14 protein-coding genes and 1 pseudogene are annotated in these 17123 nt (G+C 54.0%); 4 read left to right on the top strand and 11 right to left on the bottom strand.

Annotation, left to right across the window (positions count from 1 at the left end):
* Positions 1-23: 23 nt before the first annotated feature.
* A complete protein-coding gene (gene nrdD / locus EPIR_RS01830; protein ID WP_023653580.1) occupies positions 24-2162 on the top strand; it encodes an anaerobic ribonucleoside-triphosphate reductase in 2139 nt (712 codons plus the stop codon).
* Positions 2159-2620 (top strand): annotated as a pseudogene (gene nrdG / locus EPIR_RS01825) (anaerobic ribonucleoside-triphosphate reductase-activating protein); the annotation flags it as partial. The gene nrdD and the pseudogene nrdG, both read left to right, overlap by 4 nt.
* Before the next feature lie 15 nt (positions 2621-2635).
* Here nrdG and EPIR_RS01820 read toward each other — a convergent pair.
* The gene (locus tag EPIR_RS01820; protein WP_023653579.1) at positions 2636-3034 is read right to left on the bottom strand and encodes a DUF350 domain-containing protein; all 399 of its coding nucleotides are present in this window, start codon (positions 3032-3034) and stop codon (positions 2636-2638) included.
* 129 nt (positions 3035-3163) lie between these two features.
* On the opposite strand from EPIR_RS01820, the gene EPIR_RS17940 reads away from it, so the two are divergent.
* A complete protein-coding gene (locus tag EPIR_RS17940; protein WP_072065997.1) occupies positions 3164-3529 on the top strand; it encodes a GIY-YIG nuclease family protein in 366 nt (121 codons plus the stop codon).
* Here EPIR_RS17940 and EPIR_RS01815 read toward each other — a convergent pair.
* On the bottom strand, positions 3454-3957 hold the full coding sequence (locus tag EPIR_RS01815; RefSeq protein WP_023653577.1) for a GNAT family N-acetyltransferase: 504 nt from the start codon (positions 3955-3957) through the stop codon (positions 3454-3456). The two genes, EPIR_RS17940 and EPIR_RS01815, sit on opposite strands and share 76 nt — an antisense overlap.
* 392 nt (positions 3958-4349) lie before the next feature.
* On the opposite strand from EPIR_RS01815, the gene EPIR_RS01810 reads away from it, so the two are divergent.
* Positions 4350-5357, top strand: a complete 1008-nt coding sequence (locus EPIR_RS01810; protein WP_023653576.1) for a luciferase-like monooxygenase — start codon at positions 4350-4352, stop codon at positions 5355-5357.
* 76 nt (positions 5358-5433) lie between these two features.
* On the opposite strand, the gene EPIR_RS01805 is transcribed toward EPIR_RS01810, so the two are convergent.
* The 9 genes from EPIR_RS01805 to nusA all read right to left on the bottom strand — a co-directional run bounded on the left by EPIR_RS01805 (position 5434) and on the right by nusA (position 17109).
* Positions 5434-7341: a DEAD/DEAH family ATP-dependent RNA helicase gene (locus tag EPIR_RS01805; protein WP_023653575.1), complete on the bottom strand. Its 1908-nt coding sequence runs from the start codon at positions 7339-7341 to the stop codon at positions 5434-5436.
* Positions 7334-7408: a protein YrbN gene (yrbN, locus tag EPIR_RS19260; RefSeq protein WP_224750487.1), complete on the bottom strand. Its 75-nt coding sequence runs from the start codon at positions 7406-7408 to the stop codon at positions 7334-7336. Before yrbN ends, EPIR_RS01805 begins: the two co-directional genes overlap by 8 nt.
* A 110-nt stretch (positions 7409-7518) precedes the next feature.
* The gene (nlpI, locus tag EPIR_RS01800; RefSeq protein WP_023653574.1) at positions 7519-8403 is read right to left on the bottom strand and encodes a lipoprotein NlpI; all 885 of its coding nucleotides are present in this window, start codon (positions 8401-8403) and stop codon (positions 7519-7521) included.
* 130 nt (positions 8404-8533) lie between these two features.
* Positions 8534-10666, bottom strand: a complete 2133-nt coding sequence (gene pnp, locus EPIR_RS01795) for a polyribonucleotide nucleotidyltransferase (protein ID WP_023653573.1) — start codon at positions 10664-10666, stop codon at positions 8534-8536.
* Positions 10667-10974: 308 nt separating this feature from the next.
* Positions 10975-11244 carry a 30S ribosomal protein S15 gene (gene rpsO, locus EPIR_RS01790; protein WP_023653572.1) on the bottom strand — a complete coding sequence of 90 codons (270 nt, stop codon included), beginning with the start codon at positions 11242-11244 and terminating at the stop codon, positions 10975-10977.
* A gap of 107 nt (positions 11245-11351) precedes the next feature.
* A complete protein-coding gene (truB, locus tag EPIR_RS01785; protein WP_023653571.1) occupies positions 11352-12296 on the bottom strand; it encodes a tRNA pseudouridine(55) synthase TruB in 945 nt (314 codons plus the stop codon).
* Positions 12296-12709 carry a 30S ribosome-binding factor RbfA gene (gene rbfA, locus EPIR_RS01780; protein WP_012440109.1) on the bottom strand — a complete coding sequence of 138 codons (414 nt, stop codon included), beginning with the start codon at positions 12707-12709 and terminating at the stop codon, positions 12296-12298. The genes truB and rbfA overlap by 1 nt, the downstream gene beginning before the upstream one ends.
* A 179-nt stretch (positions 12710-12888) precedes the next feature.
* Positions 12889-15579 (bottom strand): translation initiation factor IF-2, encoded by a 2691-nt coding sequence (gene infB, locus EPIR_RS01775; RefSeq protein WP_048696675.1) that lies wholly within the window; start codon positions 15577-15579, stop codon positions 12889-12891.
* A 24-nt stretch (positions 15580-15603) separates the two neighbouring features.
* Entirely contained in the window at positions 15604-17109 is a 1506-nt protein-coding gene (nusA, locus tag EPIR_RS01770) for a transcription termination factor NusA (protein WP_023653569.1), read from the bottom strand.
* Positions 17110-17123: the final 14 nt, after the last annotated feature.

Genomic DNA, 17123 nt, shown 5'->3' with positions numbered 1-17123 from the left:
TTTTACACATCAGGAGAGTCGTAGTGTTAACTCAGGTCATCAAGCGCGATGGCTGTCAGGTGGTATTCGATCCTGCGCGCATCGAAGCCGCCATTCGCGCGGCGGCAAAAGCAGCAAATATTAACGATGAGGGTTACTGCGCCAGCGCAGCCGGCCAGATTAGCGCTGCGCTAAGCAACCGTAAGCAGGTGGAGATTGCCGAAATACAGCAGGCGGTGGAAAACCTGCTGATGGCCGGCCGCTATCCGCAGCTGGCACGCCGCTATATTGAGTATCGCCACGATCGCGATGTAGCGCGGGAACGACAGGGGCAGTTAACTCGAGAGATCCGTGGTCTGGTAGAACAGACTCAGACAGCGCTGTTAAATGAGAATGCCAATAAAGACAGTAAAGTTATCCCTACCCAGCGCGATCTGTTAGCCGGGATCGTCGCCAAACACTACGCACGTCAGCATATGCTGCCGCGAGATGTGGTTGACGCTCATGAGCGCGGCGAGATCCACTACCACGATCTTGACTACGCGCCCTTCTTCCCGATGTTCAACTGCATGTTGATCGACCTGCACGGCATGCTGACTCTGGGCTTTAATATGGGTAATGCCGGGATCGAAACGCCGAAATCGATCTCAACCGCCACCGCCGTGACCGCACAGATCATTGCGCAGGTCGCCAGCCATATTTACGGCGGCACCACCATTAATCGCATTGATGAGGTACTGGCACCGTTCGTGGACGCCAGCCTCGCCAGGCATCGTGCCATTGCCCATCAATGGCAGATTGCCGACAGCGAAGCCTACGCCCGTTCACGCACTGAAAAAGAGTGCTATGACGCCTTCCAGTCGCTGGAGTATGAGGTTAATACGCTGCATACCGCCAACGGTCAGACACCGTTTGTCACCTTCGGTTTTGGCCTCGGCACCAGCTGGGCAGCGCGGTTGATCCAGCAGTCAATCCTGCGTAACCGTATTGCCGGACTGGGTAAACATCATAAAACGGCGGTTTTTCCCAAGCTGGTATTTGCCATTAAAGCCGGGTTGAACCGCCATGCTGGCGAGCCGAACTACGATATCAAGCAGCTGGCGCTGGAGTGTGCCAGCAAACGTATGTATCCCGACATCCTTAACTATGAACAGGTTGTCGCCGTGACCGGTTCGTTTAAAACGCCGATGGGCTGCCGCAGCTTCCTCGACAGCTATCAGCAAGAGGGAAAGCCTGTCCATGACGGTCGCTGTAATATCGGCGTCATCAGCCTGAATCTGCCGTGCATCGCATTGGAAGCGCACGGGGATGAAGGCCGTTTCTGGGCGCTGCTCGACCAGCGTCTGCTGCTGGCAAAAAAGGCGTTGATGACACGCATCGCCCGGATGGAAAAGGTGAAGGCCCGCGTCGCCCCTATCCTCTATATGGAGGGTGCCTGCGGCGTGCGCTTAGAGGCCGATGAACCTGTTGCAGCCATTTTTCAGCACGGGCGCGCGTCAATCTCGCTGGGCTATATTGGCATTCATGAAACGCTGAATGCTCTGAGCGGCGGCGGCGTGCATCCCTATGACGATGTGCAACTGCGTGCCAAAGGGGTGGAAATCGTTGCCCATATGCGCACGGCCGTCGACCAGTGGAAACGGGAAACCGGCTACGGCTTCAGCCTGTACAGTACGCCAAGTGAAAACCTGTGCGATCGCTTCTGCCGCCTTGATGCTGCCCGTTTCGGCGTGGTGCCGGGGGTAACAGACAAAGGCTACTATACCAACAGCTTCCACCTCGACGTGGCGAAAAAAGTGAATCCTTACGACAAAATCGACTTCGAGGCCGCCTACCCCCCGCTGGCTAGCGGCGGCTTTATTTGCTATGGCGAGTACCCCAACATGCAGCATAACCTTAAAGCCCTGGAAGACGTGTGGGATTACAGCTACAGCCGGGTGCCCTATTACGGCACCAACACCCCGATCGACCAATGCTACGAATGCGGTTTTCATGGCGAATTCACCTGCACCAGCAAAGGTTTTATCTGCCCGAACTGCGCTAACGGCAACAGCAGCCGCCTTTCGGTAACCCGCCGCGTGTGTGGCTATCTCGGCAGTCCGGACGCGCGCCCGTTTAACGCGGGCAAGCAGGAGGAGGTTAAGCGCCGGGTGAAACATCTGCCCTCTGGTCAGGCAGAATGAATATTCATCAATACTATCCTGTGGATGTGGTGAATGGCCCCGGCACGCGCTGTACGCTGTTCGTCGCAGGCTGCGTGCATCAGTGCCGGGGCTGTTACAACCAAAGTACCTGGCGACTCAATTCGGGAACCGTATTCACCCCGGAGATGGAAGATCAACTGATTGCCGACCTTAACGATACGCGCATTATTCGCCAGGGGCTGTCATTATCAGGCGGCGATCCGCTGCATCCGGCCAATCTGGCCGATGTGGGTCGCCTGCTGCGTCGGGTAAGACGCGAATGCCCGGATAAAGATATCTGGCTGTGGACCGGCTACCGGTTGCAGGATCTGAACATCAGCCAGCGGCGGGTTATCAACGAGATCGACGTGCTGATAGACGGGAAATTTATTCAGCAGCTGAAAGACCCGACGCTGCCCTGGCGCGGTAGCAGCAACCAGGTTATCCATCAGCTGCGCCAGGCCAACCAGCGGTCAGTAAGTCATGCAGGCCGCATTCAGGATACCCACCCCGAGCGACACGGCACCGAGAAATAGACCTGCTGCATGCTGGTCTTCCTCAATACGTTGGCTGATATCACGAATAAACAGACGAACGGCAGTGAAAACCAACAGCTGCACCACCAGCGCCACTGCACCCCATAGCAAGTAATCCAGCAGGTTGACGGAGTTAATCGCCACGCTGGCCAAAGGGATAATATAGCCCAGCAAAGCACCGATGAATCCCCAGGTCGCCGCCAGATTATTTTCCTTGATCAGGCGCCATTCGTTGTGCGGTGTGATGCGCATATAGATCAACAGAAACATCAATACCATCGCGCAGCTGGTAAAAAAATAACTGGCGAAAGCGAGTAATAGTTGCAGAGTGGCCATCTTTCTTCCTGAATGGGTCAGTCGTTAGGGTTATACAGTCTGGTATTAAACACCAGGCTGCGTAGGTTGTGGCCTGTTTACCAGACTATGCGTTACAGTATCATAATGATGATTGAGTCGGGTCAACCTATGAGTACCGCTTCTCCCGCCGAATGGCATTTGTATATTGTGCGTACCGCTGGTGGCGTGCTCTACACCGGGATCGCCCGTGACGTGGCGCGCCGATTCACCCAGCACCAGAATGGAAAAGGTGCCAAAGCGCTACGTGGCAAAGGGCCGCTGGAGCTGGTTTTTCACTGCCCTGCGGGCGACCGTTCTCTGGCATCAAGGCTGGAATACCAGGTTAAACAACTTAAAAGGCCACAGAAGATCAGATTGACAGAACAGCAGCCTGTGTCACTGATCCAGTGGCTTGCCGATCAGAGTCGATCAAAGGGTGAGGGATACTCAATGTTGCCCGATACGCCATTGAAAGCCTCTTCTGCCAACTTATAGACGAGGAAAGTCTCCTCCGTGTCCTGCCAGCGGCAGCGTAGCTGGTGGCGCGCCGCAGGTTCAAAACCATGACGTTGGTAGTAAGCCGGATCGCCCAGCACAACCACTGCGGCATAGCCGAACTCATTTAACGTATCCAGTCCTTCGTAAATTAAACGCGATGCAAGCCCTTGCTTACGCACGCTTTTATCAATCGCCAACGGTGCTAATCCAACCCATTGCTGGTCTTCACCGTTAACCGTAACCGGACTGAAGGACGCATAGCCCATGACCTGGCCTTCGTCATCGGTGGCAACCATCCCCAGGGTCAGTAACCCGTCTTCACGTAGCTGCTGTACCAGCTCTGCCTCGGCGGAGGTTGGGAAACTGCGACGCAGCAGGGCATCAATGCTGGCCGCATCAATGCCAATTTCTGTACGAATTAACATGCTATACCTGCGCGATCCACCGGGAATTCGCGTCCTCTTCATTCAGGCTTCAGTAATGTCAGCCGATTGCATAAGCAAGCCTCATGTGCAACGGCATTGCCACCGAGAGATAGCTCCCACCACAGGATAGTCGAACAATTATCTCTTTTAAATGGTCATTGGTCACTTAATCAATACGTGATTAGCGGCGGCAAATCAAAACCAGTCGCTATCTGCCGACTAAACCTGCTAGCGACTGTCCGCCAGTATCGGCAGACAGGCGGTATGATTAAAACCTCTTACCGTTATTTTTTGAACAGTGCTCGAAACGGACAATCATTGTGCAGAAGGACACCGTACCCTGCTGGTTTAGACCGCAACCGGATTTCACCCGGTAAAATAAGTGAGCCACTATGTTTGAGAGAAAACCAGTACCCCTGTCGCTGCTCGATCTTGCCCCTGTTCCGCAAGGTGCTACCGCCGGTGAGGCATTCCGCACGTCCCTGGCGCTGGCGCAGCAGGCAGAAAAGCTCGGCTATCACCGTTACTGGCTGGCCGAGCATCACAACATGACAGGGATTGCCAGCGCAGCAACCTCCGTGCTGATTGGCTATCTGGCGGCCAATACAAAAAGTCTGCGCCTCGGTTCCGGTGGGGTGATGCTGCCTAACCATGCCCCGCTGGTGATTGCCGAACAGTTTGGCACCCTCGCAACACTCTATCCCGGCCGTATCGATCTGGGTGTTGGCCGTGCGCCTGGCTCTGACCAACAGACCATGCTGGCGCTGCGCCGCCATAGTCACGGGCAGGGGGATAATTTTCCAGCGGACGTGTCCCAGCTGATTAACTGGTTTGATGCCGCTGATGACGTTGAACTACCGGTGCAACCTGTACCGGGCAGAGGACTGCATATCCCCGTCTGGCTGCTGGGCTCCAGTTTGTACAGTGCTCAGCTGGCCGCGCAGTTGGGACTGCCGTTTGCTTTCGCCTCACACTTTGCTCCTGAAATGCTGTTACAGGCGCTCCACCTTTATCGAGAGAAGTTTAAGCCTTCAGAACGACTGGAGAAGCCTTATGCTACGGTGTGCGTCAACGTTGTGGCTGCCGACAGTCAACAAGAGGCGAACTTCCTGTTTACCTCAATGCAGCAGCAGTTCATCAACCTGCGGCGCGGCAGGCCGGGGCCATTACCGGCACCGGTAACCAGCATGGATCATTTGTGGTCATCAGCAGAGCAATATGGTGTGCAGCAGGCATTAAGTATGTCGATAGTCGGCGACAAAGAAAAGGTACGTCACGGGCTGGCGGCGCTGATCCGGGAAACGGCGGCGGATGAGATCATGGTTAACGGTCAAATATTTGATAGTACGGCTCGCCTCGCTTCGTTTGAGCTGGCTATGCAGGCACGCAACATGCTTTGATATCAACCGATTTGCACCGAATTGCGCCCATAAAAAAACCAGCCCGAAGGCTGGTTTTTTTTACGGCTGTCAGTGATTATGCATCACGACGACGCGCTGGTGCGCTACCGCCTTCTTCGCGACGTGGTCCACGGTTGCCCGCTGGACGACGCTCACCGCCGCGTTCGTTGCTGAAACGACGACCGCCAGCTTCACCACCGCGACCGCCTTCACGACCGGCACCGGCGCCGAAACCACCGCGCGCAGGACCGCCAGGACGACGCTCGCCGCCACGTTCGTTGCTACGTGGCTGCGCATCACCGATCAGCTGCATATTCATCGGCTTGTTGAGAATACGCGTGCGGGTAAAGTGCTGTAACACATCGCCCGGCATACCTTTTGGCAGCTCGATGGTTGAGTGAGTACCAAACAGCTTGATGTTACCGATGTAACGGCTGCTGATATCGCCTTCGTTAGCGATAGCGCCAACGATGTGACGAACTTCAACGCCATCATCACGACCCACTTCAATGCGGTACACTTCCATATCGCCAACGTCACGACGTTCACGACGAGGACGATCGCCATCGCGCGGTGCTTCGCCACGCGCTTCGCGTGGACCACGGTCAGGACGGTCACCGCGACGCTCGTCACGCTCACGGAACTCGCGGCGCGGGCGCTGTGGCGCATCGGCAGGAACGATCAGCGGACGTTCGCCCTGCGCCATTTTCAGCAGCGCTGCGGCCAGAGTTTCGATATCCATCTCATCTTCCGGCTGCATTTTAGACAGCAGCGCACGGTACTGTTCCAGATCGCTGCTTTCCAGCTGCTGCTGAACTTTTGCGGCGAACTTAGCCAGACGACGCTGACCCAGCAGTTCTGCATTTGGCAGCTCAACCTCTGGAATAGTCAGTTTCATGGTGCGTTCGATGTTACGCAGCAGGCGACGTTCACGGTTCTCAACGAACAGCAGAGCACGACCAGCACGGCCAGCACGGCCGGTACGACCGATACGGTGTACGTAAGATTCTGCATCCATTGGAATGTCGTAGTTAACGACCAGGCTGATACGCTCAACGTCCAGACCACGGGCAGCAACGTCGGTGGCGATCAGGATATCCAGACGACCATCTTTCAGGCGCTCCAGCGTCTGCTCGCGCAGTGCCTGGTTCATGTCACCGTTAAGCGCGGCGCTGTTGTAACCGTTACGCTCAAGCGCTTCGGCAACTTCCAACGTCGCGTTTTTAGTACGCACGAAAATGATAGCTGCATCAAAGTCTTCAGATTCCAGGAAGCGGGTCAGTGCATCAGTCTTACGGCCGTAAGCAGTCCAGTAGCTCTGGCTAATATCAGGACGTGTGGTGAGGCTTGACTGGATACGCACTTCCTGCGGATCTTTCATAAAGCGTTTAGTAATACGGCGAATCGCCTCTGGCATCGTGGCAGAGAACAGCGCTGTCTGATGACCGTCTGGGATCTGCGCCATAATCGTTTCAACGTCTTCGATAAAGCCCATACGCAGCATTTCATCGGCTTCATCGAGCACCAGACCGCGCAGGTTAGACAGGTCCAACGTGCCGCGTTTCAGATGGTCAAGCAGACGACCAGGCGTGCCCACAACAACCTGTGGCCCCTGGCGCAAAGCGCGCAGCTGCACGTCATAACGTTGGCCGCCGTACAGGGCAACAACGTTCAGACCGCGCATGTGTTTAGAGAATTCAGTAACAGCTTCAGCAACCTGAACCGCCAGTTCGCGGGTAGGTGCCAGCACCAGGATCTGTGGTGCTTTAACTGTAGGATCGATGTTGTGTAACAGTGGCAGCGAGAATGCTGCAGTTTTGCCACTCCCGGTCTGCGCCATACCTAACACGTCACGACCTGCCAGCAGGTGAGGAATACACTCAGCCTGGATCGGGGATGGCTTCACGTAGCCCATGCCGTTCAGTGATTCAAGGAGGTCGGCGTTCAGGCCAAGGTCAGCGAAAGTAGTTTGGATATCAGTCATGTAGTACACGTGCCTCGTAGATTGCGGCGGCCAGTCTACATAACTCGTCGTGAAAATTTTCAGTCATTTTCATCAAAAAGTGTGAACCGGCTCAAATTAGTGGTTTCGACGAACAAAAGTGCCCTCATCCGCTAAGATGATGACTTTTCGAAAATTCGGGCAATAAAAGTTCGTCAGCTATTGCTGGTCAGATTCTGATAAATCGTCTTGTGTCTGGCCGAGTAGCGCCAGCTCCAACAATGCATATCGATGCTCAACAAAGTTGTGAACGTTGTTGGCGACCGTCAGCTTGAACAACGCTTCTGCGTTGTCCTTCTCCCCCAGACTTAGGTAGTACTTACCTAAATAGAAGTTGGTTTCACTGAGATGTTCAGCGAGCGAGGTGTTATCCGTTGCGTCCGCCTGGAGCCGTTCTGTCAGCGTTTTTTCGCTGATGTTGCCCAGGTAGAACTCGACAATATTCCATCCCCATTGCTCCTTTACCGCTTTATCGTAACGCTGTTTCAGCGTGACTTTAGCCTGGTCGGCATTCATCTCACGTTCAGTGAGATACAGCCACAAGGTGCGGAAGGGATCGTTAGGATCGTCTTGATAAAACGCCAGCAGATCATCTTGCGCCAGTTTAAATCTTCCGCCGTAGTAAAGGGCGATACCGCGATTTAAACGCGCATAATTGTAAGTTGGATCAAGCTCAAGTACAGAATCAAACGCTTCATAGGCAGCATCAAAATTACCTGCCTGCGTTAAATATATGCCTAAGTAATTGAATACTTCCGGCATATCGGGTCTGACAGACAGCGCTTGTGAAAAATCATTTCGCGCCAGTGCTCTCAAACCAAGACTATCATACAACACTCCGCGCTCATATAACAGCTGTGCGCGTTCATCATCGGTTAATGACCGACTGGCAAGTATTTGTTCCATGCGAGCAAGAATGACCTCCTGTTGCAGTGTAGGCTGCAAAGGAACTGCCAAAACTTCGTTCTTACGCCAATCGGTGTTGCTGCATCCAGCTAACGATAAAGCCGTCGCAACGAGACACCAGCGCAAAAATGGCTTCATTTACCACTCCCGAAAACAAACATTGGGAAGAACATCCTGTCACCCGCTTGCCATCGACGAGGTCGTCCCGCCCTCGCGTTTAAAAACTCTCCGCGCCCAGAAGAGAGAGCGGAGAATTCATCAGTATTGCTTATTCGGCTTCTGGTGCAGCAGGAACGGCTTCTGCTTCAGGCTGGGACTGTTCACCAGCCTCTTTGATGCTCAGGCGTACACGGCCCTGGCGGTCAACTTCAAGCACTTTTACCGGCACTTCCTGGCCCATTTGCAGATAGTCTGTCACTTTTTCTACACGCTTGTCAGCGATTTGAGAAATGTGTACCAGACCTTCTTTACCGCCGCCGATAGCGACGAAGGCACCGAAATCGACGATGCGCGTCACTTTACCGTTGTAGATGCGACCCACTTCGATTTCTGCGGTGATCTCTTCGATACGACGAATGGCAAACTTAGCTTTATCACCATCGGTAGCGGCGATTTTCACCGTACCATCATCTTCGATTTCAATGGTGGTGCCAGTCTCTTCCGTCAGAGCACGGATCACCGAACCGCCTTTACCGATCACATCTTTGATCTTATCAACGCTGATTTTGATGGTGTGAATACGTGGAGCAAACTGGGAGATGTCGCCACGTGGGCCGCTGATAGCCTGTTCCATTACGCCAAGGATGTGCAAACGCGCACCTTTAGCCTGGTTCAGAGCCACCTGCATAATTTCACGGGTGATACCTTCAATTTTGATGTCCATCTGCAGCGCGGTGATCCCTTCACGGCTACCGGCCACTTTGAAGTCCATATCGCCCAGGTGATCTTCATCACCCAGAATGTCAGACAGCACCACAAAGTTGTTGTCGTCTTTCACCAGGCCCATCGCGATACCGGCTACAGCAGCTTTAATTGGCACGCCTGCATCCATCAGCGCCAGAGAAGCACCACACACAGACGCCATAGAGGACGAGCCGTTTGATTCAGTGATTTCAGACACTACGCGCACGGTGTACGGGAAAGCATCGCCTTTTGGCATCACAGCCAGCACGCCGCGTTTCGCCAGTCGGCCGTGACCAATTTCACGACGCTTCGGCGAACCGACCATGCCAGTTTCACCGACAGAGTACGGAGGGAAGTTGTAGTGGAACAGGAAGTTATCAGTACGCTCACCCATCAGCTCATCAAGGTTCTGCGCATCACGGGCAGTCCCCAGGGTAGCGGTAACCAGCGCCTGAGTTTCACCACGGGTAAACAGCGCGGAGCCGTGAGTACGCGGCAGCACGCCGGTGCGCACGTCCAGACCACGGATCATGTCTTTTTCACGGCCGTCAATACGCGGTTCGCCACGCAGAATGCGGCTACGTACCACCTCTTTTTCCAGCGCGTGCAGCAGGTCGCTAATTTCAGCGGCGTCCAGCGCTTCATCTTCCGCCAGCAGCGTAGCCGTGGTTTCAGATTTGATTACGTCAACCTGAGTGTAGCGCTCCTGCTTTTCGGTAATGCGGTAAGCATCGCTCAGGCGCGATTCTGCCAGCGCGGCAATGCGCGTAGACAGCACTTCGTTGATGGCTTCTGGCTGCCAGTCCCAACGTGGTTTGCCCGCTTCAGCGACCAGCTCATTGATGTTATCAATGACGATCTGCTGCTGGTCATGGCCGAATACCACCGCACCCAGCATCTGATCTTCGCTCAGCAGCTCGGCTTCAGACTCAACCATCAGCACGGCACCTTTAGTACCGGCAACAACCAGATCCAGCTTGCTCTCTTTCAGCTCATCGCTGGTTGGGTTAAGGACGTACTGATCGTTCAGGTAACCCACGCGCGCGGCGCCGATAGGGCCATTGAACGGCAGACCAGAAAGCGCCAGCGCTGCAGAAGCCCCGATCATCGCCACGATATCCGGGTTAACCTGAGGGTTAACGGAAACCACGGTGGCAATAACCTGCACTTCATTAACGAACCCTTCTGGGAAAAGCGGACGGATTGGGCGGTCAATCAGGCGAGAGGTCAGCGTTTCGCCTTCGCTTGGACGGCCTTCACGACGGAAGAAGCTGCCTGGAATACGGCCAGCAGCGTAGGTACGCTCCTGGTAGTTCACGGTCAGCGGGAAAAAGCCCTGACCCGGTTTTGCTTTTTTCTGACCCACTACGGTGACGAAAACAGCGGTGTCATCCATGCTTACCATAACGGCCGCTGTGGCCTGGCGAGCCATCATGCCGGTTTCGAGAGTGACGGTATGTTGGCCATACTGGAATTTTTTTACGATCGGGTTTAGCAAAATGAGTTCCTTAACTTCAGGGATGGTAGTTTTTTATACCAGCCGTGGATTTTCTAATCTTCATTTTGCATCCTCGCGACTAATGACAACCCTAATCCCTGATGGGATAAAGCCTCTCATTAGCCGCGCGAAAATCTGCAACTGAAGATCACACGAATCAACAATACAATAGTTTGCGTTTAATTGCTGCCGCCTGCTTGAAAAAAGGGGCCGTTAAGGCCCCTTCCCAGCAAACTTGCACCGGGCTGTCCGAATGTCCACGGTGTTGTCAGAAAAAACTGAAAACGTGACGGGACAGCCTGTAAGACTTAGCGACGCAGACCCAGACGCTCGATCAGGCTGGTGTAACGTGTCACTTCTTTACGCTTGAGGTAATCCAGCAGCTTACGACGCTGAGATACCATGCGCAGCAGGCCACGACGGCTGTGGTGGTCTTTTTTGTGCTCAGAGAAGTGACCCTGCAGATGGTTAATCTGTGCGGTCAGCAGTGCAACCTGAACTTCTGTAGAACCACTGTCGTTAGCATCGCGACCGAAATCAGCAACGATTTTTGCTTTAGTTTCATTACTTAGAGACATGAGACAACTCCAAATTTTAAGATAAATGTACAGGCGCCGATCTCTAATTCAGCCACCCAATGTAAAGCCGCACTATTCTACTCTTAGCCATGCCCGAGCGCAAATAGCTAGCCAGAATATTCTACAACCAGCCTGCGCGGCGCAACACGTCCATCGTCAGCGATTTCAGCCATACCAATAAACTTACTTTGCTCGCCTTCAGTGACGCGCACCAGACCGCTTGACGGCGCACCTGCCACCTGTACCGGCATGCCCTGCTTAAAGTAAGCAGCGACGGAGCTCAGTAGATTCACTACCGGATATTCAGAGGCTGGGCTATCCATCGGCATCAGCAGCGGGTCGAGCAAATCCGCTGGCGATACGCCGGTGCGGTGCGCCTCTTCAGACAGCGCATTAAGCTGCTCCAGCGTGACCATCCTCGCGATCGGATAGCGGGCAACCTGGAGACGGCGCAGGAAACTAACATGTGCACCACAACCCAGTTTTTCACCAAGATCGTCGATAATGGTACGGATGTAAGTCCCTTTCGAGACGTGAATATCCAGCTCCAGTTCATGACCTTCATGGCGAATAAACAACAGCTCATACACCACAATGCTGCGGGATTCACGCGGCACCTCTATTCCTTCACGGGCGTATTCGTAGAGTTTACGCCCCTGATATTTGAGTGCCGAATACATTGAAGGGATCTGCTGCGTTTCGCCACGGAAACTCTCCAGCGCCTGTTCCAGAGCTTGTGTGGTGAATGTCACCTGCCGCTCACTCACCACCCTGCCTTCTGCATCCGAGGTATCGGTGCGCTGCCCGAGGCGGGCAATCACCCGATAACGTTTGTCCGAATCCAACAGATACTGAGAAAACTTGGTCGCTTCCCCCAGACAGATGGGCAGCATGCCGGTCGCCAGCGGATCCAGCGCGCCGGTATGACCGGCACGATTGGCGTTATACAGGCGTTTTACTTTTTGCAGCGCATCGTTGGAGGAGAGACCAAGAGGTTTATCCAGCAATAGTACGCCGTGGATATCGCGGCCGCGACGACGAGGACGACTCATTACTCAGCTTTGCCTTCTTCCGGGTTTTCTTCTGCCGGTCCGCGACGTTCTTCGTCGTTTCTGACCACGTTAGTCACCAGGTTAGACATGCGCATACCTTCAACCAGCGAGTTATCGTAGAAGAAGGTTAGTTCAGGCACGATACGCAAGCGCATCGCCTTACCGAGCAGAGTGCGGATATAGCCAGAAGCATCGCCCAGAGCGCGTAAGCCGCCTTTAATGGCCGCTTCGTCTTTGTCGTTAAGGAAGGTGACAAACACTTTGGCATAGGCCAGGTCACGGGACACATCCACACCGGAAACGGTCACCATCATGCCCAGACGCGGATCTTTGATCTCACGTTGCAGAATGATAGCGATCTCTTTTTGCAGCTCCTGAGAAACACGCTGCGGGCGACCAAATTCTTTCGCCATAATTTTTATCTCCAAATAATTTGGGAGGCCAGAAGCCTCCCAAATAATATCCATCATCTTTTGCGTCTGCGACGTTAACTGCCCTCTTTTGCGCCGGTCACTGGTTAAAAACGGTGACCGACGCTTATTCGGTTATCATCGTACCGCAACGCGAAATCGGGTGGATACCTGTCAGATTATTAATCGATGGTACGCTGAATTTCGATAATTTCGAATACTTCGATCATATCGCCAACACGTACATCGTTGTAGTTCTTCACGCCGATACCACATTCCATGCCGTTACGGACTTCGTTAACGTCATCTTTGAAGCGGCGCAGGGATTCCAGCTCGCCTTCATAGATAACCACGTTGTCACGCAGTACGCGGATTGGGTTGTGACGTTTAATGTTACCTTCGGTCACCATACAACCGGCGATAGCACCAAATTTCGGTGATTTGAACACGTCACGTACCGCAGCCAGACCAATGATCTGCTGCTTGTACTCAGGTGCCAGCATGCCGCTCATCGCCGCTTTCACTTCGTCAATCAGATTATAGATGACGGAGTAGTAACGCAGATCCAGGCTCTCGGTATCAATGACGCGGCGCGCAGAGGCATCGGCACGCACGTTGAAGCCAACCAGAATCGCGTTGGACGCTGCGGCCAGAGTCGCATCAGTTTCAGTGATACCACCCACGCCAGAGCCAACGATTTTCACTTTCACTTCATCAGTAGAAAGTTTCATCAGAGAGTCGGAGATCGCTTCGACAGAGCCCTGCACGTCAGCTTTCAGGACGATGTTCAGTTCAGAGACTTCGCCTTCGGTCATGTTAGCAAACATGTTCTCCAGCTTGGATTTCTGCTGACGCGCCAGCTTAACTTCACGGAATTTGCCCTGACGATACAGTGCAACTTCACGCGCTTTCTTCTCATCGCGGACCACGGTTGCTTCATCACCCGCAGCCGGAACGCCGGACAAACCGAGGATTTCAACCGGGATAGATGGGCCAGCCGTCAACACTTCGCGGCCCAGCTCGTCACGCATCGCACGCACGCGGCCGTACTCAAAGCCACACAGGACGATATCGCCTTTATTCAGCGTACCTTCGCGTACCAGCACGGTAGCAACCGGGCCACGGCCTTTATCCAGGAAGGACTCGATCACCACGCCGCTCGCCATACCCTGACGGACTGCGGACAGTTCAAGAACTTCTGCCTGTAGCAGTATAGCGTTGAGCAGGTCATCAATACCGGTTCCGGCTTTCGCAGAAACGTTGACGAACATATTCTCGCCGCCCCACTCTTCCGGAATAATGCCGTACTGGGTGAGTTCGTTTTTAACACGGTCCGGATCGGCTTCTGGCTTATCGCATTTGTTCACCGCAACGACGACCGGCACTTTCGCCGCCTTCGCATGCTGTACCGCTTCAATGGTCTGAGGCATCACGCCATCGTCAGCAGCAACCACCAGGATAACGATATCGGTCGCCTGAGCACCACGGGCACGCATCGCGGTAAACGCGGCGTGGCCAGGGGTATCCAGGAAGGTCACCATACCGTTGTCAGTTTCAACATGGTAAGCACCGATGTGCTGAGTAATGCCGCCCGCTTCGCCAGAGGCGACTTTAGTGGAACGGATGTAGTCCAGCAGTGAGGTTTTACCGTGGTCAACATGACCCATAATGGTCACTACCGGTGCACGAGATTCATGCACCGCGTCGGTATCACGATCGCTCATTACCGCTTCTTCCAGCTCGTTTTCGCGGCGCAGCGTCACTTTGTGACCCATTTCTTCCGCAACCAGCTGGGCAGTTTCCTGATCGATAACCTGATTGATGGTCGCCATAGCGCCCAACTTCATCATCGCTTTGATGACCTGCGAACCTTTAACGGCCATTTTGTTAGCCAGTTCCGCTACGGTGATAGTTTCACCGATAATCACATCGCGGTTAACCGCCTGCGCTGGCTTATTAAAGCTCTGCTGTAGGGTGCTCGGCTTACGCTTGCCGCCTTTACCACCGCGAACCTGCGCACGCGCCTCTTCACGGTCGGTTTTGGCTTCAGAATGCTTGTTGCCTTTCTTACGCACCGGGGCTTTAGCCGGACGTACAGCACGAGTGCGACGATCACCTTCAACCTGTGCGTCATTCTCGTCTTCCGCTGCACGAGCGTGAGTTGAAGTGGTGACGTGGTAATCAGAGGTATCTTCTACCTCTTTCACTACCGCCCACTCTTCGCCTTTCTCTTCCGCCATTTTACGTGCCTCTTCCGCTACACGCTTCGCTTCTTCTTCGATCTTGCGATGCGCTTCTTCTTCAGCTTTACGCTTTAGTTCAGCCGCTTCCGCTTCACGGCGGGCCCTGTCGGACTGAGAGGCCCGGGTTGCTTCGTCGGTATGTTGATTGCTCACTTTATCTTTTTCCGCCGCTTCACGTTTGGCTTTATCAGCTGCCTCACGCTTGGCCTGCTCCTCGGCTTCACGCTTCGCTTTGTCTTGAGCTTCGCGCTGGGCTTTTTCTTCAGCCTCGCGACGAGCCAGTTCTTCCGCTTCACGCTCTGCCTGCGCTTCAGCTTCTGCCTGTTCAGCATTAGCCGGATCGCCTTTTACATAGGTGCGCTTTTTGCGGACTTCGATTTGCACCGATTTACTTTTGCCCCCGGTGCCAGGAACATTCAAGGTGCTGCGCGTCTTGCGCTGCAGAGTCAGTTTACTCGTTCCACCACCGTGCTCACGGTTCAGGTGGGTAAGTAATGTCTCTTTTTCATGCTGGGTAACAGAGTCGGTTTCAGACTTTTGGATCCCTGCATCAGCAAATTGCTGTACCAGGCGTTCTACCGGTGTCTGAATCTCTGCGGCCAGCGATTTTACGGTTACATCTGTCGTCATGCTGTTCCTTCCTGCTACAGTTTATTACGCGTCGTCGCCGAACCAGCAGATATTTCGTGCAGCCATAATCAGCTCACCAGCCCGCTCATCGCTCAGGCCATCAATATCTGACAGATCGTCAACACCCTGCTCGGCAAGATCTTCCAGCGTACACACACCTTTCGCTGCCAGCTTGAAAGCCAGCTCACGCTCAAGGCCTTCCAGACTGAGTAAATCTTCAGCCGGTTGGGTGTCGCCGAGGCTCTCTTCCTTAGCCAATGCCAGGGTGGTTAACGCGTTTTTGGCCCGGTCGCGCAACGCTTCTACTGTCTCTTCATCCAGACCGTCGATTTCCAACAGCTCGTTGATCGGCACGTAAGCCAGCTCTTCCAGAGAAGAGAAGCCTTCTTCTACCAATAGGGTAGCGAAGTCTTCATCAATATCGAGATGTTTGGTAAAGACGTCGATGGCAGCATGAGCTTCAGCCTGATGCTTAGCCTGCAGGTCGTCGACCGTCATCACGTTCAGCTCCCAGCCACTCAGCTGCGAAGCCAGACGCACGTTTTGGCCATTACGGCCGATCGCCTGAGCCAGATTTCCGGCTTCTACAGCGATATCCATGGTGTGATTGTCTTCATCCACCACGATAGAGGCGACATCCGCCGGGGCCATTGCGTTGATAACGAACTGCGCAGGATTGTCATCCCACAGTACGATATCAATACGCTCGCCACCCAGCTCACTGGATACCGCCTGAACACGCGCACCACGCATACCAACACATGCGCCGACCGGGTCAATACGCTTGTCGTTGGTTTTCACGGCGATCTTGGCTCGGGAGCCTGGATCGCGTGCGGCGGCTTTGATTTCAAGAACTTCTTCGGCAATTTCCGGCACTTCAATGCGGAAAAGTTCGATCAGCATTTCTGGTTTCGAACGGCTGACGAACAGCTGTGCGCCACGCGCTTCAGGGCGCACGGCATACAGTACGCCACGAATACGGTCGCCCGGGCGGAAGTTTTCACGCGGCAGCATATCTTCACGAATGATAACGGCTTCTGCGTTGGTACTGGAACCATCGTTTGGCCGCACTTCGAGTGAAATGTTGTCACGATTGACTTTCTTCACCACGCCGGTAATGATTTCGCCTTCCTGCTCGCGGAACTGGTCAACGACCATTGCACGCTCGGCCTCGCGCACTTTCTGCACGATAACCTGCTTGGCTGTCTGGGTAGTGATACGATCGAAGGTGACAGATTCAATCTGGTCTTCGACAAACCCGCCAAGAGAGAACGATTCATCTTCATAAAGTGCCGCTTCCAGCGTAATTTCGCGGGTAGGCAGGGTCACTTCGTCAACAATCAGCCAACGGCGGAAGGTATCGAAATCGCCACTTTTGCGATCGATACTGACGCGCACGTCAATTTCCTGCTCGTATTTTTTCTTGGTGGCTGTGGCCAGCGCGCTCTCCAGCGCTTCGAAAATCTTCTCGCGTGGGAGGGACTTCTCATTAGAGACCGCTTCTACAACAGCTAAGATTTCTTTGTTCATCCTGGTATGCCTCA

The organism is Erwinia piriflorinigrans CFBP 5888 (assembly GCF_001050515.1).
GTDB classification, from domain to species: domain Bacteria; phylum Pseudomonadota; class Gammaproteobacteria; order Enterobacterales; family Enterobacteriaceae; genus Erwinia; species Erwinia piriflorinigrans.
This window is presented reverse-complemented; position numbering and strand designations above follow the sequence as displayed.